We start from the raw sequence: 21915 nt of genomic DNA on the forward strand, positions 1-21915 counted from the left end.
ACATGTTTATGATGTTCGTGTATGTGGATGGAAGTCCATATCATTCAATGGGGATTCGAGGTTCCTTAGAAGAATTACATCAACAAGCGATAGAAATCTCTCAAATAATTTTTAAGAAAAAACCGAAAGCTGAAATCAAGACCAAAATCACCAAATACATCTAAGGGGGAGCAAAAGGTGAGTTGGGAGCAAAGATTGTCAGTTGTTCAAGATTGGTTTTTGAGTAAAAAAGAGATACGGTTGCCTGATGGACAAACAGGATTTATTAGTAAACAACCAACCGCATATAGTGGCGTTTGGGGCTATGGATGAGATAGTATTGCTGTTTATATCCATGATAAACCCTATCCATCCAATCAAATCATTGAACTTAATTCATTACCATTAAAGAAATAAATTAAACTTACTCACTGATTAAAGATAGGTAGAGTTAATCAACTATATAGAGGGGGAACGACATGCCAGATTTAACAAATGTATGGGTGGATATAACAAGTTACATAGCGTGAGGATTACTATACATGGGAATCAAGCGAAACGCCATATAGATTCACGAAGTTAGAAGATGCAATGGAGCAGGCGAAAATTGAGGGAGGATTTGTTGTATCAAATGAAGGCAAAGTATGTGGAGGATTTATCTTCCTTCCTGGACGAGAAGGGAAACATCGACATGGATGATATATTCCAAAAAGTGAAAGAAGTTATGCTTCCTTTTATATTGAAAATAGATTCATTCTTAAAAATGGAAAACATTTAATGAACTATACTGGAAGAATGGGGAATATCAACGTGAAACGAGTCAAACGAACATCAACGATTAATGGCGTACCAGTAATATCGGATTTTATGTTAGGAGATATTGTTTGTGAGCCGAATACTTTGAAACCTGAAGCGAGAGGACGAGTGGTTCACGCTGGTGGCGTTTTTGTAGAGGTTGAGTGGTTAGATGAATCCATTAAAAAACTCGTGGTGCTAGGTGGATGGTAACTAGCCTGGTTCGGATTGAACAAGAGAATTAGGATTGACCATTACAACAAAGAGAGGAGGGATAAATCTCATGAACGCATTGGATGAAATGAGACAATTACGAGAAGAATTACAGCAAAAAGAAGCTCGATTAAAACAACTGGAAGAAGAGAATTTCGATGTGTTTGGTGTTTGGAAGGTAACAACAGAAGGCGATGAAGAGGGAAGAACCACAAAGGATTTAGGAACCCATTCAGGGAATATTTTTGACATTGTGAAGAAACTAAGTGACCAATCCTTTTATAAGCTTCGTGTCGAGCGAGTAGGACACTACAAACCCAATGAAAAGGACTTACACAAAAAACACAGCGTAAACTTCAGCATTGAGGATAAGTCCATAAAAATGCATAATGAAGAAGACCAAATCAAAAAATTAACGCCTTATCTTCCAGAAGGTCATCGGTTAAGTGATAGCCAATACTTTGGGGCAATTAAATTGGAATGGATTGAGTCAAAAGTTAATCACAACGTTTAAATCGAACCATACACCAAGAATAGCCATCATGATAAAGGACACAGGATACCACCTGTGTCTCATTTTATGTATTACTCAAAGATAAAACAACATCCACCATTTTGATAATCTCTCCTGGTGTTAACTTTCTTTTTTCCATTTCTTCACCGAAAGAAAGCCAATCATTTTTTGGTTTGTTCAGGACATCTTCCTTTTCTTGAAAAAAGTCAGCGATATCTACATCAAAGACTTTCGAAAGCGTATCAAGCAATTCAAGATTTGGTGTTTTTAGACCATTTTCTATTCTTGATAAGTGGCTATGGTCTACGTTGATTTTTTCTCCTAATTTCCGTAGGCTATAGCCTTTTTCAATGCGGAGGTTCTTGATTTTTTCTCCAATGGTATTCATAAAAATCCTCCGTAGAAATGACGGTTTTTATCTGTAACTTTGATTTTGTGTAACAGGGAAGAATCCTGTATCTTTTGCATACAGATGTTCAACATTTAATTCTTCGTATTCCTCATTATTTTCAGGTTCTTCTAAGCCTACCTCAATGAAGTCTTCTCTGGTTAGCAAAAATAAAAATTCATCTGGAGACATATCGCCATTGCATCTATGCTCTTGCACATACCTTCGATATTCTTCCAAACCCTGTCCTAATGCGGTTATTACTCTCCCTGTTTTTCTATGTCGAAACGTTTTATCCTTCATTGACAGTGTCCTCTCTTGTGAACCTCCTATTATTTTAACAGCACAAAAGTAATTGAACAATCTTTATCATGCAACGGGGTTGGTTTTGATATTAGGATTTATGTGATTCTCTTGGGAAGAATATAATCTATAAACACAATCGAAACAGGTTTCTAGTTAGATATTTAAAAAAAGGGGAGTGCAATCACTTTGAATCAGGTACAAGAACAAAAGATGAATTGGAGAAATAAGCCAGTAAAGAAAAGAAGACCGATTACCTGGAAGATGGTTGTGCCAAACAAATGGAGTAGTAAAGTTACAGACACCAACTATTTGTTTGTGGTGATTACACCATTAAACGATGGGAAGTATGAGTTGAAATATATGGATGCCGAACTCAAAGATTATTCAAAAGAAGAAAAAGAAATAGTACGGATTATGAACAATATTGGTCTTTATGCCAATAGAGAACTGGCTTTAAAAGTAATGGAGCATTATGGTCATTATGAATGGATTGAAAAGGTAGACAGTAAGAGAGCTTTACACGATGAATTGGTTTCACGTACATCTTTTCAGATAACCCTACTAAGAAATTTAGTGGAAGCCAACTAAAGGAAATAGAGACAAAGCTCGCTATCATGAGATGGCGAGTTTTTGAATTCATTAAGGAAAGACTAGCTCTTTGTTCGACACAAAACACATTGAAAAGCTATTGATGTTCTATTATATTGTTTATAGTACATAAATAAAGGAGGTGACGCATAGCTGTGTCTATGATACTGATTTTAAGTTGTTTACTAGGTGTCATAGGAATAGGGGTATCCCTATATTGTCTCTATCTCATGAATTACATTGTGAAGATGGAAAACAGGCTAAAACAAAACGAGGAAAAGTTACGTAAAAAGGATGAACTAATCGAGGCGAAAGAAATACAAATAAAAGGCAATGAACGATTGATTCTTCAGTTAAAAGAAGAAAAAGAACTAAAAGACAGAACCATTCGTTCACTCCGTAGTAAAGTGCATAGCAATCCCGCATTACGTTTGGGATAAGGTAAATGGAGAGGGTTAAAAGCCTCTTCTTTTTTTGTACAATAATTGTTTATAGTCAATAAACATGATAAAATAGATTATAGAAAAATTATGGAGAATACATAAAGAAGGTGTTGGGATGGCAGTTAGCAGTATTTTAGATGAATCCAATGAAATTAGTGTCTATAAATTAGCAGAGATGTTAGATGATGAACAAGTTGAAGCAGTGATGGCAGAAGCAATGGATACGGTAGTGGAAGCCAACGCAGGCGCAGGGAAAACACGGGTTTTAACCTCAAGAGTTGCGTATTTGTTGGCTACAGGAGTGCCACAGAACCATATTATGCTTCTCACGTTTACCAATAAAGCCAGTCGAGAGATGATAGAACGAGTACAAGAAATGCTCGGTGGAAAAAAGGTGCGAATCATGGGTGGAACCTTTCATCATGTAGCCGTTATTTTTCTTCGTTTATATGCGGAATACATTGGATACAAAAAGAACTTTTCTATTCTAGACCCTGATGATGCGAAAAGCTTAATTGAAGAAGAACGAAAGAAATATTTGAAAAAGAATGGGATTGCTAAAAGTAAATTTCCTGATAAAAAAGTGATTTATCATTATTATTCCAGTGCGATTAATAGAGAGCTATCGTATGAAGTGATAAATGAAGAGGAAAACGAGTTTCCGTATGACATTCTATTGGGCATGATTGAAATTATTGAAGCCTATGTGACACGCAAAAAAGAAGCAAGTGGAATGGATTTTGATGACCTACTCGTTAACTTTCATGTACTTTTAAGCAATGAGGAAATACGCAAAAAGATTTCAAAACAATTTCCGTATATACTCGTAGATGAATACCAGGACATCAATGGAATTCAATATGAAATCATTGAGTTATTAAACAAAGGCAATCATAATCTTTTCGCCGTAGGAGATGCAAAACAAGCGATTTATTCATGGAGAGGTTCTAATGTCCAGTATATTGAATCGTTTGAAAAGCGACATCGAACAAGTCAGGTGCTTTATATTACGCATAACTATCGGTCAGACGCCGCCATTTTGCATCTTGCGGAAAACTCGATAAACCATAATTTTGAGAAGGGGAAGAAAGCCAAAATCACCCCTTATTTACCTTATAAAAATAAACCGACCTTACATGAAACACAAGATGATTACAAGCAAGCCGATTATATAGCAGAGACGGTTCGTAAACATGCTAAAAACGGCGTTTCTTTTAAAGAAATGGCGATTCTGCTTCGCACAAATTATCTTACTCGAACGATTGAAAAGGTGTTTCGCCAACAGGGAATACCTTATAAGCTTTTAGCTGGCTTTTCATTTTTTGAACGAAAACATGTAAAAGACATATTAGCGTTTTTACGTTTTGTCCATAACCAGCAAGACGAATCAGCCTTTATTCGTATGGCGGGATTGTTTGAAGGGATAGGAGAAAAAACCATTGAGAAGTTATTCGAAGGGTATAAATCTGCGGGCTATGATTTAACGGCTTTAGGCAAAATAAAAGTCTCCAAAAATGCTTCAACAGGGGTTGCGACCATGTTGTCCATTGTGCTATCTATTGTGGAGGAGAAGACCATTGCAACGATGATTCGATGCATTCTTCGAGAGTATTATGATGCCTATTTAAAAAGAACTGAAGAAGATTACCGAGAGCGAATGAGTGATGTGAATTATTTGCTAGAGGCGGCGGAGGGATACGGTAACTTGTCGGATTTCTTGAGTGAAATGATACTCGATGAAGTGGAACAAAAAGAACAGGGGGATGAAGTCGTCACTATCACAACCGTTCATAAAGCAAAGGGATTAGAATGGGAGGTTGTGTTCCTACCTTACGTGAATGAAGGAATTTTTCCTTCCTTGCGCCGTACAGACGTTGAATCCATCAAAGAAGAAAGACGCTTATTTTATGTGGCTGTGACAAGAGCGAAAAAACAGCTTCATCTGAGCTTTACAACTTGGCAAGCCCAAAGTTATAAACCGATGTTTCCATCAAGTTTTATTCGAGAAATATCTTCCACGTTCTATGAAGAAGTCAAATAGGAAATACAAAAAAGAGTATCCGATTCGGGTACTCTTTGGTTTATCTATGATGATTGCTAATGGTCACGAATTTCATGAAACAAAAAAGCGATGTCTTGAATGGTAATTTTGTTCTTATTTATCGATATAATGCCTTTTTCTCGAAGGGTTTTTAATAATTTGTTGGTTTTTTCTCTGGACATACCTGCATAAGTAGCTAATTGCTGATTCGTTATCGGATAATCGATTTCTATCCCATTATCGGTTTTTATTCCAAACAATTGACTTAATCGAATGATGGTTGAATAAATCTCCCCTTTTTTACCGTTTAATAGCACATCTATATATTTAACTTTGTTGGATTTCACCCGTAAAGTCAACCATTTGATAATCTCAACGGCAAGTTCTGAATCTGCGATAATTTCCTGTTGGAATTTTTCCATTGGAATCACACCAACTTCTACGTCGTCCAGGGCTTTGGCATAGAAATGATGCACATCATTTTGAAAAAGCCCAAGTGCTCCAACGATATCAAAAGGGGTACATAAACGCATGTTCAATTCTCTTCCCTCTAAAGATAGCGCACCTATTTGTACGAGACCAGACAAGATTAAATAAACTTCATCGGATTTTCTCCCTTGTTCTAAAATATAGGTGTCTTTAGGAATCGTCCTTCTTTCACTTAATGGAAGTAGGCGTTTTTCTAATTCATACGTTGTTAATTGTCCATATAAGAATAAAGATTGTTCTATATCCATCTATCATCACCTTAAATCAAGTCGTTCCTTAAAATTGGCATTTTTATTGGCGATTTCTTCATTGACAATAGATATTATAGAACATTATGCCCAACTTTAACATGTGAATTCGATTAAATCTGCATAAAGAGTACCAGTTGACATTAAAAAATATGGAATTTTATTAAGTGATTGTACATCAATGAAAGCATCGATACATGGTAAACAAACTCAATCAGTACCAATACCACTAACGAAAGGATTAAAAATAACAGATAGAAAGCCTGTAGTCGAAAGTAAGAAGCCATTAAACCAAGTGTTTCATCATAGATATCGTCCTCAGTTTGAATCAATCGCAGGTTGTAATTTAATCGTTTGGCACTTCTAGAGGCTCGTAATAAGCGAATACTTAAAATGACGAGCAACAAACCAGGAATAGCCCCAATATAAAAGACGGTGTACCCACATAAGGCAAGTAGCGCACCGATTATTAACTCAATAACTCCCACAAATTTGCTCCATTTTGCCAAGGACTTCAATTGTTTTTTCATAATATTATTCCCACCTTTATTAAGCCATTTTTATATGATAGGCAGATTTTTTCCTCAGAATTAGAAACCAATCATCTTAGCTTTCTTTATATGCACTTTAAATAAAACAACTATAAATATTGACCATAGTCTATAAAGATTATATAATAAATTATGGAAAATGAAAAGACGATGCGTATACAGGAGGAAGAAATCATGGGATTAACAGCCCTTGCTTACACAGGTGATGGCGGTTTTGAAAATTACAAGGTAATCGAAAAAAAGACGCTTAATTTTTTGGATGCCATAAAAAACTCCAATAAATACTACACCATTGAATTGCATGAGAATAATGGGAGGTATCGTGTGTTCACGGATTACGGACGACTTGGGATGACATCAACCAAACAAGTCCGTGAAACCGATAGTTTGTCTCTTGCTTTAAGAGAGTTTGAGAGTATTGCGAAAAGCAAGATTAAAAAAGGCTACAAAGAAGTAGAACTAGCCCAAAGTTCCACTGGTAGCAATAAAGCAAAAGAGTTAATTGATGTCTCTGAGATTAAACCAAAGACCACTCGCGCTAGAAAGAAAAAGAGCAAGCTTGACCCCATCATTCAAGCGTTTGTTCAACAAATCTTTGATGAAGCTGGCAAGAAACTCAATCACTTGGTAAAAGGCGATATGAACGCTGACGGGGCTTCTCCACTCGGAAAACTAAGTTCAAAGCAAATCGAGAAAGGGAGAAGTATTCTGCAAGCCATTGCGGATATGGTGAATTATAAAGGCTCACTAAGTGTGCAGGATGTTTTAAATTACACAAACGAATACTATGCCAACATTCCCAAGGTGTTTGGAAGCAAAATTTCTCCTGAACAAATTGCCATTTGTTCCATAGACCGAATTAGCGAAGAAATGGATATTCTTAAATTCTATGAGGATGCGCTACGTATGGGTGGTGTTATTTTTGACCATACAAACATCGACAAACAGTATGAATCCTTAAATTCAGACATTGGAATTCTTGACCCGAACAGTGAGAAATATAAACAGCTTGTCTATTACGTCAATAGTACAGAGAGTCGCCATCACCATGTTAATTTACAGGTGAAAAACATTTTTACCGTGGCTCAAAAGAATGCGCCTGCTTTTGATGATAGCTACGGCAATGTGAAGGAACTGTTTCACGGAAGTCGTTCTGCGAACCTTCCAGGTATCTTATCGACCAATTTACGTTTACCAAACAGTTTAGGTGGGAAAACGGTCATTACAGGGGCCATGTTTGGACCTGGTATCTATTTTGCTTCTCAATCCACGAAATCAAGCCAATATTCCTGCAGTCGATTTGGTGGAACCATCAATAAGTATCCTACAGCCTTCATGTTCATTGCAGAAGTTGCTCTTGGAAAGGTGTATGAGGTCGAAAATGCCCATTACTTCCTAGAACCTCCAAAGGGATACGACAGCGTACGTGGCGTTCAGGGACGTTCTTTATTGCATGATGAATACATCATCTACCGTGAGAACCAACAACAGTTACGCTACATCATTGAATTCGAACCGAAAAACAAACGCTATTAAGGACATGGCGAAATGGATTTAAATAAATTTATTGAAAACGGCGAGAATACCCCCACTTCAACAAAGTAAGTGGGGGCTGAATCGCTTTCTCTGTTTGTTATGTACGTTCTCTTCTGTTGCTATAATAATAAAAATAATAGACAGCAGGTGTTCCACAAAGGAGGTGAACAAATTGAACAAGGTCGTCTATCGAACACAAAGGCAACAACTGAAACATCTTTCAAAAAAAGAATATGTTGCATTGAAAACCCTGTGTTTCTTGGCTAAAAACCTACACAATGTAGCGTTATATAACGTTCGTCAACATTTCTTTGCGACTGGTGAGTATCTTCGCTATGGTGAAAACTACCATCTTTCAAAGGATAACGAGAATTACCAAACACTTAACAGCAACATGGCACAGCAAATCATTAAGGAAGCGGATGGTGCGTTCCAATCCTTTTTTGGGTTACTCAAACTTAAGAAAAAGGGGAATTATGATGCCAAAGTCAGTATCCCACACTATCTTCCAAAGGATGGGGTGATGACGCTCATTATTGGGCAAATTCGCATTAAGGAAAACGGTGTACTGGATATCCCCATGTCTCCAGGATTCAAACGAAATTACGGGAAAGTCAGTATTCACGTACCATCTAATTTGAAGGGCAAGCGCATCAAGGAAATTCGGATACTGCCAAAAGGTCAGGCAAGGTTCTTTGAGATACAGTTCACCTATGAGGTGGAAGTATCACCAAAGGAATGTAACAAAAATCATGTACTTGCCATTGATTTTGGGGTAGACAACCTCGCTACATGTGTAACCAACCAAGGAAAAAGTTTCATCATAGATGGGAAGCGGTTAAAGTCCATCAACCAGGGATACAACAAGCAACTCAAAAAAATGCAATCCGTGCGAGATAAACTCTTAGGTGCTAAACGTTCTCTCTCGAAAAAAGAGTTTCGTCATATCCAAAAGCGAAACAATCGTGTACGAGACTATCTCCATAAAACAGCCAGAATCATTATGGATTATTGTATCCAACATGATATTGGCATGTTGGTAGTCGGACACAACAAAGGCATCAAACTAAAAAGTCACATGGGAAGCCAAAATAACCAAACGTTTGTGCAGATACCGACGAGTGACTTGATGCATCACCTAGAGTACCTTTGCGAAGCCAGTGGCATCATTTTTCTCGAACAGGAGGAGCGTTTTACGTCCAAAGCGGATTTCTTTGCTGACGATGAGATTCCAGTATATGATGCACGGAATACGAAACCCTATATCTTTAGTGGCAAGCGCATCAGTCGTGGTCAATATCGTTCAGCGAAAGGAATCATCTTGAATGCAGACTGCAATGGCGCACTCAATATTCTACGTAAAAGTAGCCTGGGAGGAAAGGCACTTCGTTCCTTACAGAGTAGAGGCAACTTGGACATGCCCATACGAATAAGGGTTTCCTAACCATTGGTTAGGAGGAAACTTAATTACCAAACTTCGTATAAACAAGAATCCCCCACTTCAAGCTTCGCTAAGTGGCGGGAGGGTTCAAGGAAGAGAACAAACATAACTATTGGAAATTTGTCATGAAGCAAAGGATAAAAGAGGTTTTATCAGGTTACAAAGTGAACCATCTTAGCGAAAAAGAAACAGTGGAACGTCTCGGTAAAATTTTTGAAGAATACGCTAAAAATTTGGGAGAAGGAGAAATTGGTTTTGCCGATAGAAAACATTCGTAAAACACGAACGAGCCATAAGAAGGGATGATTCCCTTCTTTTTTGTTGTGATATACAGGTGAGCAGCCTATAATGGTTTTGAGAAAAACAACGAACCACTAGACAGGACGGAGGAAATACATGCGTTATGTAATGGCAGATACCAATTCTATAAAGTTGGAAGTCCATGCAATCAAAGAGGCAATCAACAACTTCCTGATTCTCAAAAAGATAATTTCAACTGGACAACGGCTAAATCCCTATGAAGACAGATATGAAATGTATGAACTAACACAAGAGGAAGCAACGATTGATTTCAAGAGCTATTCAAAGGACGCTTTTATCCGAGACCATCTTCGTTCTGTTGTATTAGAAGTGGATGCCATTGAAGAAATTAGTTGTTATGTGAATGGTGAAGAAGTTAGACAAATGGGCAACTACATCAAGGTGTTAGTATTCGAACCGTATAAACCGAGCGTAGTTAAAGAGATTGAGCATACCCTGGAAGGTTTTCGCCAAATTGTGGGAGGTTCAACGGAATATGTGTCAGTGGGTAGACCCGATTTGGTGTTAATCTGTAATGAAGATGGCATGTTGTTAGACTTGCCAAAGGACAGAGGTTTTTATGGAACCTTTTTTGTGACAGGATTGTGGAATGGAGAGAGTGTGTCACTATCCGAACAACAAATCAAAGAAGTGCGACAAGCTTTAGAAAAACGGAAAAATTTTTCAAGCAATAGCTCGTATTTATCCGCTTATTTTGAAGAACACGAAATCCAACGTAAAATGTTCAACTTCGACTTGAGTGATATCAACTATCACATTGGAACGGAATCGGTTATTGAGTTTATTCTTTCCCAAGAGAATCCAGACAACTTACGGATGATAGAGGCAGAAATAAAAGACATTGAGAAAAATGGAAAGGATATCTACACCTATCTCGAAAAAATCGCTTATCAAATGGCAAAGAAACAAAACGCTAACTATAAAAAGTTTGAATAACGTACAGTCCGTCTTTGCTAACCTTACGGATAATGCACAAGAAATATTGGCTTACTTCGATAATTAAAGTAAGCAATGAGTGCAAATCGTTGTGGTTGGTGTTCAATATGAAAGGATGTAGAGCTTATCCATACCATTTCGAAGGAACTTGTCACAGCAACTCAACAGATGGCAGAGACCATTGAACCCCTTTACTGTTTATAAAGACCATATCATATAAAGCAGAAAAGCCATCTCCCTAGATGGCTTTTTGTTTTCTACTTAATAGTAATGCTTGCGTTTCTTCCATACAGCGTACCATACCCCAAGGATAAAGACTGAGAAAACGTCCATTTTAATAGAATGGAACAAGGTTATTGCCAAATGCACCAAGTTTTTTTGGAAGCTGTTTGAAATAGTTGTTCCAAACCACGAAGAAGTATCGGGAATTAATACGGAGACGCCCCCTAAAATCAGCATTAAAACCAGATAAGCAACCGCAATACACCCTAAAAACTTCAAAACACTCCAACCAGTTTCCGATAATTTTTCTAACATGATATTAGACTCCTTTCAAAACTTGTTATATAAACGCCTTTTTTGTAAGTCTTTTGTATTTTATGCGCCGTACACAAAAAAATAAAAAACACACTTTGTGGATGCTTAAAATTTGGTTAAATCGTGATATAGGATTGATATAAAGAGAAAGAGCCGTGGTTTTAGGACGGCTCTTTTTGACATTCACTTTTTGATGATTAAAGTCCAATAAACGGAAATCAGGATTAGAGAAGTAGCCACCATTGTTGTAGAATGTATGGCACGAATGACTTCAATAAACCCTCCAAAAATGTCACCTAATAATGTTCCTTGTAGGATTAACATTGAATCAAGTAGAACATATCCACTTGCTATTAGAACTAAAAACGCTAGGTAGTTTTTATACTCTTTAATGTAACTGATGGACATATAAATTCCTCCTGTCTAGCATGCGATTTGAAATGGAACCAGAAAGCCCTCCTCATGTACGGGTGTGGCAAGATACTCCTCAAAAACGGAAGGTTCAAATTCTGCGCCCATCTCATGCCAAAAGGGTACAGCTTCAGGAACCGCTTCGCCATAAATTTCATGTACATTTGCTAGACTCTTTAGGTATTCGATAAAGACTCGTCCATTTCCTTTTCTCTTTTGGATAGATTCCATCAATTTAACCTCAACGGAATTGTCTTGCATAAAAGCAAGTTCACCTTTTACTATTACCTTTCCTTCTTTTAAAAATACAAATGGATATTCCATTCCATAGCTATACTTCTTCAATTCCTCAGATAGTTGTTCAATTTCTTCTCTTTGCGTAACCAGTTTAAAACCGTTCATCGTATCATCCTTTTTATCAGGTATTTCATCTGAAATCCCTTTATTTTTTGTTTCTATTCTTATATGCAATGAATGAAATGTCTATAGCCTTTGATTTATTCTCGTTTTTACGTTCTAACAACGTCTCGTTTCTTTTAGCGGGTTTAGTCAAGGATTTTTCGCTGGTTATAAGAAAAGAAGGGGTTAGATTCTATCTAATCTGTTTTTTACTGTCTGTAGTAATGTTCAAATACAATTGACTATGGTCAACAAATGAATTAAAATGAATATAAACAGTTCGTATTCAGGGAGGGGTTAACATTAAAGCAGAACATATTAATCCGTTTATTATGGAGTGTCAAAATATATTCAATCAAGTCGCTCAATTGCCTTTAGAGCTTGCTGGAACAACGGTTAAAAATTCACCTGTCGCAAGTAAAGATGTTGTTGTTATGGTCGGCATTACAGGAGACATCAGAGGCTCAGTTGCAATTAACTTGGACGAAGAGTTTGCAAAGCAAATCGCGTCCAATATGATGGGAGGAATGCCTGTTACAGCGTTTGACGAAATTCCTAAAAGCGCAGTATCCGAACTCTCTAACATGATAATGGGAAGCGTTTGTACGGCTTTTGCTAGTCAAGGCGTAAGCGTTGATATTACTCCGCCGTCTCTTCTTACGGGACAAAACATTCAACTTACCTTTAGTAAATTGCCCTTACTCTCCATTAAATTAAAGTACCAGGAGTTTGACGTAGATTTTGATATTTCCGTCGCACAGGAATAAGGCAGTGTTTCATTAGTGGAGTTAATAAGGAGAGTCATCAACAATATAGGCTGGTCTTTTTTAGACTGCTTGTGGGTGTTAATTTGTATAGGGGCAGTGATAATCTTTGAGTTGATTTTATTCCCTGAAAAACAAATCTTACGGTATTCACAATGTAAGAGAGAAGGGCATGCCTGGACGTGGAAAGGATACTGCTTTCTAGGAAGAGGGAAGCCTCGTCATCCCTTTTATTGTACTCGTTGTGGTATCAAAAAAGATTAACCAACTGGAAGGGAAGTAAGATGCCCTTCTTTATTTTTTTATTCGACGAACCTAAACGATAAATCTACTGAAAAATGAATAGGATATAGAGTAAACCATAACAATAGAGGAGTGGGTCATATGAGTCTCACAACAAGAAAAGTTTTAACATTTAAATTACTAGATGAAAGCGTTTATGGAAAAGATATTGATAGAAAAACTGGCTATTCGGAATAACGTGTTGAAATAGCCTGTCATAATAAATTGCAATAAAACTTCATAAATTGGATTACCGTGTTGAAAATAGAATAAGCGTAAGAAATAAATCTATGAACAAGAAAGATGGTGAACGTATGGAATCTGAAAATTTTAAAGAAGTCCCTTACACAATTGAAATAGATTGGAAATGTGGTGCGGTTTGGCTTAACCTCCCTCTCTCAAAAGAAAAAATAATTGTGTCAGAAAAAGATTCTAAATCAATATCAGATGCTTTTAAGCTAATAAATGCTAAAAAGGAAGGCATTATTTAGTTCGTAGTATGAACCATTTAAACTTTATGATGATGTATTTCTTCTACTTCATCTTATTGCTTTTAACTCAATAATCCGTATAGCCGAAAAACTCAAGAGAGTGATATCATTGAAGGATATTTTCTCATACAGGATGGCATTATCGATATAGGTACAATCGACATATCGACCTTTCATGGAGTTAAATATGTAAATGCTAAGATTCCTGACACTAACTTTACCATTGAAGAGTGGGAATCCTTTTTCAAACAAATTAAGGAACGATTTAAGTTAGAGCCTTGGCAACAAGTTCATGTCAATAAGTAAAAAAAGAGGTAGTAGGAAAAAATCCTATTACCTCTTTTTGATATTGTTTAGCTGGCTTTAGAGCCTGTTGCTTCTTCCACTTGGGGTTGTTTCGCCTTTTGTACGGATTGTGCATGTTGGGCAATGGAAGCAGGGCTATACGTTTGAGCCGCTACATTGCTTTGAGTTACCACATTCGGCTTGGTTTCTTTTCCAGCAGAAGATGCTTTCGCTAGTTCTCTAGCTTCTTTAGAGATTTCAACCTTTACGGCTGGTTGTTGTTGTGCTTTTTGTGTCTCTTCCTGTTCTTGTTGCTGGCTTTCAACTGGTTTTGCTTGCACTTGATTGATTTGATGTGCGGTTTGTGTATGAAGTTGTACATTTGAATTGATTTGCATAATGAATGACCACCTTTTTTAGTTTTTAGTTAGTTTCTTGTTGGTTAAATCGTACAATAGTTAAACACTATAGTCAACATGAACGATGTTTTACCCTAATCTAGATTAGATATAAGTTGTAACTCAACCATTGTATTTTCCGTGTAGACCTTCACGCTAGTAGGGGAGGCGATTACTTTTTGAATACGAGAATGTTGAATGACCCCTGTTTTTACTTCGTCAAAATAAGCCAAATGGAGAGGCATTTTTTCCTGTAAAGGTAACAAACAGCGTACTTGTTTACCGATACGGTTGCGGTCGGTATATTTTGGTACATTTTCATCTTTTGCCTCAGTTACTTGCTTAATCTCCCATAGAAAATCAGGTAAAACTCGATTGCTTTCCTCAATCATTTGTAACACGTTCATGGTGTTCTCTCCTTTTTTATCCGTCTATTTGGATTCTTTCCTTTTGGGTTTGCTCGAAATCATGCGGTTGAGTTCATCTAAGCGTTTCTGTCGCTGTTCAATCGCATCATTGATTACCGCAACCGTTGTGCCTTGCTTAACGTGAAGAACATCGCTACGTAACTGCTCGATTTCGTCTTCAATACGCTTTATAAGAGATTTTATGTTCTTGTCGTTATCGGCTTGAATCATTTCTCTTACATAATCGTTTAATTGTTCCTTTTGTATTTTCTCCATTTTCTTCTCCTTGTCTATCCAGAAATAAGAATGCTAGACTACATTCACATCTGTGTACTAAATTTCGTGTTTTTCACAGGTGTCAATTTCCCAATATTGATAATTCACATAGCCGTAATTATTTGTTATCCAAGATGTTAAAACTTCGTCGCAATCAGGATTATTCGGGCGATTAACATCGTCTTTCACCGTCACAACAATAGGGTCATTGTCTCCAACGATAACAAAATATTGTCTGATGTTTTCATTCATTTTACATACTCATCTTCTTTCTCAGTATGGTTATTTGAGGAGGTCTATACCTTTCATAGTTAATGAAGACCCTTTTTAGAAAGTAGACCAGAAAGCGTTAATATACATTTCACCTTTCGTCAATTGGTCACTGTTATACTCAAATCGTGCAAAATAGTGCGTGGCTTTTACATCCTGATATAACGCAATCAATTGAGGTAAAGGAACCTGATAGGTATCGAGAAATTCCTTGATTTTAAGAACCTGTAACACTTGAGCGGCTTCACGGGAAGGTTTGCTATCACGTACCAACACCCGATAATCAATGTCGGATTCCCATACACTATCACGATTAAAAGTGTCCAGCCACTTATAAATATCAAGTAGTCCTCTTTGCTTTAGGCGATTAAAGAATTCCTGATTTAACTGTTTCTCATAGTCACTTAATTCGTTAGAAAAAAACGAATAAACGGTTTTGTCATATCTCGATGCTTCCAAGGCAGAAGCATAATCACGTAATTCATCGATTGACATATCTGACAATGATTTTTCAGGAATAAGGAAACGTTCTAGTCCGTATTTTTTAATTCTTTGGTCTAAAATTTTCTTTGCTTGTTGCATAGTTTTCTCCTTTTTTATGACGTAAGTTAACAGCGAACTCTTAGCTAAACAGCCTCAATGAACTTCACTAGCTATTGAAGAAGATACAAGCAATGTCATAGCTTCCAAGTAACTCAATTTCACACCTTGTGGAGTAAATACCTTTACCTGATTGGTATTGATGCCGTTATCTTCTAATCGTATGAGCTCGGTTTCCACATCCACTAAAGAACCGTTAATGCTCATGGACATTTCTTCATTCTCTTCAAACCAAACCATTTTCCACATAAATGTCACTCCTTATAAAAGTTGATAAAGTATACTTTGTCTCCTTGTCTTTCTTTCTTATGTATAATACTAATCTATCACATAAATTATAAAAGGTAAATTTAAATTTACAAAATATAAAACGAACGTTATAATTAAGTTAGTATAAAATGAATGTGGTTGAAAGCCTATTTGGAGTTGGGAAGATGAAAAACCCTTTTGAAAACGAAGTTCCCAATCGCTGTCGATGGAGAGCGATTAACCGTGGAAGAAATAAACGATTGAAGTTAACTAAACCATTGAAGTTTGCAGTCACGACTAAGCAACGTGATATTTTACACCAAAAAGCTTTGAAATTTCGAAAAGAAGTAAAACACCGCATGATACAACGAAGAGAAAGTAAAGGTGAGTAGACTTGAACGAAGACCAATATCGCAAACTTGATGTGTTGCTGGATAGACATATTATGGGGAATGACCCGATTGTTAATGTTTATACTCAGCTACCCGTAATTCATACATCTCCTGCTCCTTACTCAACAAATTTAGAAGCCGCTTTTCAATTGGTTCAAAAATTGAGAGGCGACGGAGGTTTTTGTTTTGGTCTCACTGAAACAGATGAACTCGGTTACGGTATTCCTGTTACGGATGAAAGTGTATGGTGTGCCAGCTTCTATACAAAGGATAGGGGAGTTGTACAGTATAAGTATCATTCGGAAATCCCATTAGCAATCGGATTAGCCGCATTAAAAACGGTTGGTGTAGAGGTTACATTTCCGATTAAAGATATCTGGAAGCCTGATGGTTTCGTTGTTGAATAAAGGATGAATCTTAAAATGAGGTTTATTATGTACAGCCAAGATTGGACAAAACTCGAAGTAAGACGCTGTTACCGACACTTTAAAGGCATGCTTTATTACGTTTTTTGTGTAGGGAGACACACCGAAGGGGATAGGGAAGTGCTTGTAACCTATCAAGCCCTGTATGAAGACGGCGAAATCCATCACCGTCCGTTTGATATGTTTATTGAGAAAGTTCCAGATGATAAACAGGATGAAAATGTAACGGGTCAGACCTACCGTTTTGAACCGTTTGATGGCAAGTTGATTTTATAGGAAGTGAATGGGAAAAGCACCTATCAGATAGTACAACACAAAGAGCGAGCGATAATTGTCAGCCTTGGCGTTTGGTACAAAAAATCAAAGGGAGATAGAATCACATGAATAAAGAAATCGTAACCCGAATAGAAAACGTAAAGATTCAAATAGAGTATGGGGTGTATACCCATCAAAAGGGTACAAGCGTATCGATTGAAGATAAAGTAACAAAATTTGTGCGTACGTTCAATAAGCTGATGGAGGCGATTTCTTCGACCACATTAAAAAAGATGAAAAAGGAATATGAGGTAGATGAAGTTCATGTTAAAAGTTTATTCGTGATAAGTGAATCGGATGAAGGACAAATCATTACGTATCTGGATGACAAGGATACAACCATGACCAATATTAATCTGACGGTAGACGAAGGGAAAGAGCCGTCCATGAAAAGAAAAATCACCATTGATGCGGGTACAATTGGTTTCTTTGAAGTAGAAGAAATTACCCAATACTACGCTGATATCAAAGAAAGCGAAGGGGAGCAGGCGGCAAAGGATTTCTTCCGACCTGGAGAATTTGATGGCGATAAAATAGAAGACTACAACGGCAAGCATTTTATCTATGGTTACATGGAATCTTTGACACAAAGTGACCGTTGTCCTTCTTTTCTCTATGACAGCTTGGTAGAAATAAAGAAAGTTACCGTAGAAGAAGTGGAAGAAAATGAATAAACGGGTGCAGTGTGAACGATGTCAGTATTGTAGCGTGGATTGGCTATCGGAAAACCTCGCTTACCAATGCAAAAAGGGACAGCGGGATTTAAGCAGAATGGAAACCATTGAAGGTTTTGAAGTCGAGTGTACAGAGTTCAAATCCCGATATATCGAATATCCTTTAGAAATTACAGGCATTGATAAATCAAAGTAGAAAGGGCTTCGTACAAACCCAAACAAAACAGGTAAGTTGGTAAAAATTCGTCCATCTGCAGAGAAATACGAAAATAAATCCTATCTTGGAATACTATTGGGAGACAGTGATATCGGTCTTTTGATTTCGCATTCGCCAACAACAGGGATTAAGTGTTGAGAGGCATTTTAATCCTGCTATTTATGTGCCTGAACTGAACGAAGTCATTTATGGCATAGAAAGTTGGTGGGTGTTCATAAAAAGTGAAGACGAAGTACAAGCGATTACCAACGAGGATATTGAAAACGTATGGTATATGCGATTGTTGAAGGACTTATCTGTCGAGGAAAAATAGCATCTCATTGAATACCGATGGTAGGAAGAATGTTAGCCACAGTTTATCATTCTTTTGCGACAGGCATTTGATGAAAATAGGAAGGGATTAATTTCATTATAAGCTTTTACGTTTTTTTCGTAATATATAGGTTTATGTTTTCCGAATGTTGTTTTCTGGAAAAAAGAAACAAGCCACCAGTTAAGATGACTTGTTTCGGTAGGGAATGATATTGGATTTAGACGGCTTCGTCTTGTTTTTGAAACCGCCCCGCATCACTATCTCCTTCTTCATTCTCCTCTTTTTTTTCCAAATAGGAGTTGAAATCGGAAGCCATGATGGACAGTCGTTTTTGTACGTTTTCCTTACGAGCACTTCCCGACTGACTAGCCTCGAAGTAGGCTTGTGGAAGGTTATCGAAGAATCCTCTTGCCCAATCACCAAAATCTTTAGGCGTAATGGTGATGCCTTTTTTCTGGATATCTAATACCAGTTTAAAGAGCATCGGAACGTGAAGTTTCTTTAAGAACTTTTCTTTGCGAGTAAATGCTTCGTTGAGATAAAAACATGCGTTTTGCATTTGCGCCCGTAATTCATCCTGAATTTCAACATTGCGTAATTCTTGGACGAACGCTTGCAGTTCTTTACCGCTAAAGCCTGTCTCCCCGTTTTTAAGAAGAGCCAAAATTTGAAGCACCAGTTCCTGGTCAACGTAACGCTGTCTTGCGGATTTTGAAAGGTTCACTTTTTCCGCAAAGAAGTCCATGCTGGCAATATGCTCAACAAATTTAAGCACTTTGCTTCCAAGGATAGCTCTGGTTGTTTCGATTGGACGTAACGGTACGCCGTTGTTGAAACGGTAGAAGAGTTCTTCCATCTCCTCTTGTGTCGCTTCCTCAATTTTAATCGCATCGATTTCGTATTGAAGAAGACGGTTTTGGAAATCTTCTGGAAGTTCTGAGAAACGAAGCCCCGCAATTTCTACACCCTCAACAGGTGGGGTGTCTTGATGAAGCGGATACCCCTCTTTTTCTGAGATGTATGAGAAAACACTCGTTAATCTTTGTTTTCCGTCTAAGAAGTTGTAAACGGAATCCTCTTTAGATGCAAACAGTGCAGGGATAGGATAACCAGACAGGATACTATGAATCAAAATGGATTGACGCTTTAAATCCCATATGTTTTTCTTGCGCTGAATGACCAAGTCAAAATTAACTTTTTTGCCCTTGAACATCTTGGCTAATCGTTCTACTTTCCATGAAACTTTTCCTGTTTTCATGAACACACACTCCTTTTATATTCGTTTCCTTTATAAAAGTATATTGCCAATGCATGTGATTCTATACAATGAAACGAAAAATTTCTGACAAAAAATAAAGAGGTTTGGAACCAAACTTTATTAGTTCATATTATAACGTAAATGGGTTAGAGGTGAAAGAAAAGGTTATGTATTTTGATATAAAAAAGACCTCCCTTACAATAAAAGGGAAGCCTATAGTTTAAAAGACACCTATACGTATGATTCGATAACTTGAAGTTGAAGTTTATTTGCTTTGACAATATCGTACACGTATTGTTTAAAGAAGGATTCGTCTTCGGGTAATCGTTCACCAGATAGGATGCGCTCTACTGATTGGTTGGCGTTTGGGAACTGTTTGCAATACATTTCGGTATTGTATTCTATCGTGAATTGGAGAAGTAGTTGTCGTTTCTCTTTTAGTGGTGTTCCTTTTTTCTCTAAATACAGGGCAAAGAAACGAATCGAACTGTTATAACCTGAATCTTGTGTTCTTCTAACCCATGCTTCAAATTCATCAGGGGAGATGTCGATGTTCTTTAAATAACAAAATCTCGCAATGGCTCGTTTAATGCTTTTTCGTTTTCGGAAGGCTATTTCTTTTAAATCAGGCATCATTGCCGCTCCTTTTATTTGACTATAGTTTATATACTATATTATATAGTATATAAACTAAAAAAACGACAGCTTTTTAAAATTACGCCATGATTTTCCTTGATTTAATTGACAATATGATACAAATTTGTTAGCATTGTCTTATAATTATGGCATAAAGCCACAATGTGAGTGAAAATGTTGCAAAAAGCCACATATAAATCAGGGGGAAGTAAAGTGGATACGTTAATAGGGGAACAACTAAAAAGGATGGAAAATCAGATATCTTATATTCATCCAGACAAACAAGTAAATTATGCTAGCATGCTTGGTTGTTTAAAGAAGTACAACCCCAATCTTACACTCGGCAGTATGGATAGCTTGAGTTTTTACTATAAAAGAATTTTAATGTTGCGGTTGATTCATCATTCCTTAAATGACGCTGTTAACAAAATAAAAACAGTTATAAAGGGCGACACAAAAAAAGAAGCAGTCCTTGATGATTTTCTGTTAAGTGTTCGAGCTTTTTGCGTAGAGAATGTGGACATATCATCTGGAAGATATGAAAAGGACGAGCATTTTTTCTATCAACAACAGGTTCACTCAGCACTTTTTCTCAATCATTCTTTAACAAGTTTAATTTTGGAAAATTTTTTCAAAGTAACTGTCTAAACCCTTAATGTACATATTGAAATCGTATAAATACATAATAAAAAAGCCAAAAAAGCCTCTTAAGATGGAGGTTTTTTCAATGTCAATTTTTAAATAATTATTGACTATATGCTAAAATTAATGTATTATAAAAATACCCCCTTTGGAATATAAAAAGGACGAGGTTTTTTGAACCTCGTCCACTTTTATGCTTGATTATAACTGGTAATTAAGCTATCAAGTTGGGTTAATTCCTGTTTCAATCCATCATGTTGAAAAACGGGTGTTTCTGGAACATCCATATACCATCTCTCGAAAACATTGGAATAACCTAGTTCCAAAACAGATTTTTCGTTTTGCTGGGGTTCTTTAAAAGCTACTTTTAATACATATCGACCTGTATCTTTTATGGCATCAATGCCCTCAACTTTTTGCAGTTTATCTTCAGTGAGAAATTTTAAGTCAAAGAAACGTTGGGCAATGATTTCTCGTTCATGGTCGCCAAAATCAAAATATTGGGTGTTTACTTCTTCGATGGCATCTTCTAACTGAGAGTAAAACCTATCGGTTTCTTCGTCGTCCTCAAAAGAGTCTGTATGTGAGGTTAAGAATACGTTCCAACCGATTTCTTCATAGCAACTGATTTGGAACGAGTAGGGAAGACCAGGGACAAGTATCCGCAAGCCGTTCTCCATCCATGTAATCTCTTTTTCTCTATGTTTAAATATTTTTTCTACTTGATTATGTAATTCATCGCACCCTTGATAATTTACGGTTGCTTTCATTTAACTCACCCCTTATAAGCTATTATATCAGTTTTTGTAAAATTGGGAATGGAATTCAAGGGAAAAGGTAATAAAAATTTACCTTTTTTATTTATTATACTAGTTTGTATGAATG

The 21915-nt window shown here is 36.8% G+C and carries 36 protein-coding genes; 20 read left to right on the forward strand and 16 right to left on the reverse strand.

What is annotated here, in order from left to right:
* Positions 1-2: 2 nt before the first annotated feature.
* From PP175_RS28960 to PP175_RS28980, 5 genes are all read left to right on the forward strand, one after another.
* Positions 3-164: a hypothetical protein gene (locus PP175_RS28960; protein WP_272443715.1), complete on the forward strand. Its 162-nt coding sequence runs from the start codon at positions 3-5 to the stop codon at positions 162-164.
* A gap of 13 nt (positions 165-177) precedes the next feature.
* Positions 178-312, forward strand: a complete 135-nt coding sequence (locus PP175_RS28965) for a hypothetical protein (RefSeq protein ID WP_272443716.1) — start codon at positions 178-180, stop codon at positions 310-312.
* A 289-nt stretch (positions 313-601) separates the two neighbouring features.
* Positions 602-757: a hypothetical protein gene (locus PP175_RS28970; protein WP_272443717.1), complete on the forward strand. Its 156-nt coding sequence runs from the start codon at positions 602-604 to the stop codon at positions 755-757.
* A gap of 32 nt (positions 758-789) precedes the next feature.
* Complete coding sequence (locus PP175_RS28975; protein WP_272443718.1) at positions 790-987, forward strand: hypothetical protein; 198 nt, start codon at positions 790-792, stop codon at positions 985-987.
* Between the two features lie 70 nt (positions 988-1057).
* Positions 1058-1501: a hypothetical protein gene (locus tag PP175_RS28980; RefSeq protein ID WP_272443719.1), complete on the forward strand. Its 444-nt coding sequence runs from the start codon at positions 1058-1060 to the stop codon at positions 1499-1501.
* 64 nt (positions 1502-1565) lie between these two features.
* Here PP175_RS28980 and PP175_RS28985 read toward each other — a convergent pair whose 3' ends face one another.
* Together PP175_RS28985 and PP175_RS28990 are read right to left on the reverse strand one after the other, a co-directional pair.
* Positions 1566-1889, reverse strand: coding sequence for a helix-turn-helix domain-containing protein (locus tag PP175_RS28985; protein ID WP_272443720.1), 324 nt, complete (start codon positions 1887-1889; stop codon positions 1566-1568).
* Positions 1890-1916: 27 nt separating this feature from the next.
* A complete protein-coding gene (locus PP175_RS28990; protein WP_272443721.1) occupies positions 1917-2192 on the reverse strand; it encodes a hypothetical protein in 276 nt (91 codons plus the stop codon).
* A gap of 189 nt (positions 2193-2381) precedes the next feature.
* Here PP175_RS28990 and PP175_RS28995 point away from each other — a divergent pair, with 189 nt between their 5' ends.
* The 3 genes from PP175_RS28995 (at position 2382) to PP175_RS29005 (ending at position 5267) form a co-directional block, all read left to right on the forward strand.
* Complete coding sequence (locus PP175_RS28995) at positions 2382-2783, forward strand: hypothetical protein (RefSeq protein WP_272443722.1); 402 nt, start codon at positions 2382-2384, stop codon at positions 2781-2783.
* Positions 2784-2938: 155 nt separating this feature from the next.
* Positions 2939-3223 (forward strand): hypothetical protein, encoded by a 285-nt coding sequence (locus PP175_RS29000; RefSeq protein ID WP_272443723.1) that lies wholly within the window; start codon positions 2939-2941, stop codon positions 3221-3223.
* Between the two features lie 118 nt (positions 3224-3341).
* On the forward strand, positions 3342-5267 hold the full coding sequence (locus PP175_RS29005) for an ATP-dependent helicase (RefSeq protein WP_272443724.1): 1926 nt from the start codon (positions 3342-3344) through the stop codon (positions 5265-5267).
* A 56-nt stretch (positions 5268-5323) separates the two neighbouring features.
* Here PP175_RS29005 and PP175_RS29010 read toward each other — a convergent pair whose 3' ends face one another.
* Together PP175_RS29010 and PP175_RS29015 are read right to left on the reverse strand one after the other, a co-directional pair.
* Entirely contained in the window at positions 5324-6004 is a 681-nt protein-coding gene (locus tag PP175_RS29010; protein WP_272443725.1) for a Crp/Fnr family transcriptional regulator, read from the reverse strand.
* 143 nt (positions 6005-6147) lie between these two features.
* On the reverse strand, positions 6148-6534 hold the full coding sequence (locus tag PP175_RS29015) for a DUF5362 family protein (protein WP_272443726.1): 387 nt from the start codon (positions 6532-6534) through the stop codon (positions 6148-6150).
* Between the two features lie 195 nt (positions 6535-6729).
* Here PP175_RS29015 and PP175_RS29020 point away from each other — a divergent pair, with 195 nt between their 5' ends.
* From PP175_RS29020 to PP175_RS29035, 4 genes are all read left to right on the forward strand, one after another.
* A complete protein-coding gene (locus PP175_RS29020; protein WP_272443727.1) occupies positions 6730-8091 on the forward strand; it encodes a WGR domain-containing protein in 1362 nt (453 codons plus the stop codon).
* 172 nt (positions 8092-8263) lie between these two features.
* On the forward strand, positions 8264-9535 hold the full coding sequence (locus PP175_RS29025; RefSeq protein ID WP_272443728.1) for an RNA-guided endonuclease InsQ/TnpB family protein: 1272 nt from the start codon (positions 8264-8266) through the stop codon (positions 9533-9535).
* Positions 9536-9657: 122 nt separating this feature from the next.
* Entirely contained in the window at positions 9658-9810 is a 153-nt protein-coding gene (locus PP175_RS29030; protein WP_272443729.1) for a hypothetical protein, read from the forward strand.
* A 118-nt stretch (positions 9811-9928) separates the two neighbouring features.
* On the forward strand, positions 9929-10789 hold the full coding sequence (locus PP175_RS29035) for a DUF3846 domain-containing protein (protein WP_272443730.1): 861 nt from the start codon (positions 9929-9931) through the stop codon (positions 10787-10789).
* A 261-nt stretch (positions 10790-11050) separates the two neighbouring features.
* Here the strand turns inward: PP175_RS29035 and PP175_RS29040 are convergent, their stop codons facing one another.
* The 3 genes from PP175_RS29040 to PP175_RS29050 form a co-directional block, all read right to left on the reverse strand.
* Positions 11051-11326, reverse strand: coding sequence for a hypothetical protein (locus tag PP175_RS29040; RefSeq protein WP_272443731.1), 276 nt, complete (start codon positions 11324-11326; stop codon positions 11051-11053).
* 183 nt (positions 11327-11509) lie between these two features.
* Positions 11510-11734 (reverse strand): hypothetical protein, encoded by a 225-nt coding sequence (locus PP175_RS29045; protein WP_272443732.1) that lies wholly within the window; start codon positions 11732-11734, stop codon positions 11510-11512.
* A 15-nt stretch (positions 11735-11749) separates the two neighbouring features.
* The gene (locus PP175_RS29050) at positions 11750-12139 is read right to left on the reverse strand and encodes a hypothetical protein (protein ID WP_272443733.1); all 390 of its coding nucleotides are present in this window, start codon (positions 12137-12139) and stop codon (positions 11750-11752) included.
* Between the two features lie 365 nt (positions 12140-12504).
* Here PP175_RS29050 and PP175_RS29055 point away from each other — a divergent pair, with 365 nt between their 5' ends.
* Positions 12505-12903 carry a chemotaxis protein CheX gene (locus PP175_RS29055; protein ID WP_272443734.1) on the forward strand — a complete coding sequence of 133 codons (399 nt, stop codon included), beginning with the start codon at positions 12505-12507 and terminating at the stop codon, positions 12901-12903.
* A 569-nt stretch (positions 12904-13472) separates the two neighbouring features.
* A complete protein-coding gene (locus PP175_RS29060) occupies positions 13473-13673 on the forward strand; it encodes a hypothetical protein (protein WP_272443735.1) in 201 nt (66 codons plus the stop codon).
* A gap of 353 nt (positions 13674-14026) precedes the next feature.
* Here PP175_RS29060 and PP175_RS29065 read toward each other — a convergent pair whose 3' ends face one another.
* From PP175_RS29065 to PP175_RS29090, 6 genes are all read right to left on the reverse strand, one after another.
* Complete coding sequence (locus PP175_RS29065; protein WP_272443736.1) at positions 14027-14356, reverse strand: hypothetical protein; 330 nt, start codon at positions 14354-14356, stop codon at positions 14027-14029.
* A 95-nt stretch (positions 14357-14451) separates the two neighbouring features.
* Positions 14452-14763: a hypothetical protein gene (locus PP175_RS29070; protein WP_272443737.1), complete on the reverse strand. Its 312-nt coding sequence runs from the start codon at positions 14761-14763 to the stop codon at positions 14452-14454.
* Positions 14764-14787: 24 nt separating this feature from the next.
* Positions 14788-15039, reverse strand: coding sequence for a hypothetical protein (locus PP175_RS29075; RefSeq protein WP_272443738.1), 252 nt, complete (start codon positions 15037-15039; stop codon positions 14788-14790).
* 57 nt (positions 15040-15096) lie between these two features.
* The gene (locus PP175_RS29080; RefSeq protein ID WP_272443739.1) at positions 15097-15291 is read right to left on the reverse strand and encodes a hypothetical protein; all 195 of its coding nucleotides are present in this window, start codon (positions 15289-15291) and stop codon (positions 15097-15099) included.
* A 75-nt stretch (positions 15292-15366) separates the two neighbouring features.
* Positions 15367-15891, reverse strand: coding sequence for a hypothetical protein (locus PP175_RS29085; RefSeq protein ID WP_272443740.1), 525 nt, complete (start codon positions 15889-15891; stop codon positions 15367-15369).
* Between the two features lie 54 nt (positions 15892-15945).
* Entirely contained in the window at positions 15946-16158 is a 213-nt protein-coding gene (locus PP175_RS29090; protein WP_272443741.1) for a hypothetical protein, read from the reverse strand.
* A 185-nt stretch (positions 16159-16343) separates the two neighbouring features.
* Here PP175_RS29090 and PP175_RS29095 point away from each other — a divergent pair, with 185 nt between their 5' ends.
* The 5 genes from PP175_RS29095 (at position 16344) to PP175_RS29115 (ending at position 18160) form a co-directional block, all read left to right on the forward strand.
* Positions 16344-16550, forward strand: coding sequence for a hypothetical protein (locus tag PP175_RS29095; protein ID WP_272443742.1), 207 nt, complete (start codon positions 16344-16346; stop codon positions 16548-16550).
* A 2-nt stretch (positions 16551-16552) separates the two neighbouring features.
* The gene (locus PP175_RS29100) at positions 16553-16957 is read left to right on the forward strand and encodes a hypothetical protein (RefSeq protein ID WP_272443743.1); all 405 of its coding nucleotides are present in this window, start codon (positions 16553-16555) and stop codon (positions 16955-16957) included.
* A 27-nt stretch (positions 16958-16984) separates the two neighbouring features.
* Entirely contained in the window at positions 16985-17251 is a 267-nt protein-coding gene (locus tag PP175_RS29105) for a DUF1653 domain-containing protein (protein ID WP_272443744.1), read from the forward strand.
* A 104-nt stretch (positions 17252-17355) separates the two neighbouring features.
* Positions 17356-17964, forward strand: a complete 609-nt coding sequence (locus PP175_RS29110; protein WP_272443745.1) for a hypothetical protein — start codon at positions 17356-17358, stop codon at positions 17962-17964.
* Positions 17957-18160: a hypothetical protein gene (locus tag PP175_RS29115; protein WP_272443746.1), complete on the forward strand. Its 204-nt coding sequence runs from the start codon at positions 17957-17959 to the stop codon at positions 18158-18160. The genes PP175_RS29110 and PP175_RS29115 overlap by 8 nt, the downstream gene beginning before the upstream one ends.
* Before the next feature lie 551 nt (positions 18161-18711).
* Here the strand turns inward: PP175_RS29115 and PP175_RS29120 are convergent.
* Positions 18712-19752, reverse strand: a complete 1041-nt coding sequence (locus PP175_RS29120) for a DUF262 domain-containing protein (RefSeq protein WP_272443747.1) — start codon at positions 19750-19752, stop codon at positions 18712-18714.
* 231 nt (positions 19753-19983) lie between these two features.
* A complete protein-coding gene (locus PP175_RS29125; RefSeq protein WP_272443748.1) occupies positions 19984-20388 on the reverse strand; it encodes a hypothetical protein in 405 nt (134 codons plus the stop codon).
* 213 nt (positions 20389-20601) lie between these two features.
* On the opposite strand from PP175_RS29125, the gene PP175_RS29130 reads away from it, so the two are divergent.
* Positions 20602-21036: a hypothetical protein gene (locus PP175_RS29130; RefSeq protein ID WP_272443749.1), complete on the forward strand. Its 435-nt coding sequence runs from the start codon at positions 20602-20604 to the stop codon at positions 21034-21036.
* Positions 21037-21221: 185 nt separating this feature from the next.
* Here PP175_RS29130 and PP175_RS29135 read toward each other — a convergent pair whose 3' ends face one another.
* On the reverse strand, positions 21222-21800 hold the full coding sequence (locus PP175_RS29135; RefSeq protein ID WP_272443750.1) for a hypothetical protein: 579 nt from the start codon (positions 21798-21800) through the stop codon (positions 21222-21224).
* Positions 21801-21915: the final 115 nt, after the last annotated feature.

The sequence above is a fragment of the Aneurinibacillus sp. Ricciae_BoGa-3 genome (assembly GCF_028421645.1).
Lineage (GTDB): Bacteria > Bacillota > Bacilli > Aneurinibacillales > Aneurinibacillaceae > Aneurinibacillus_B.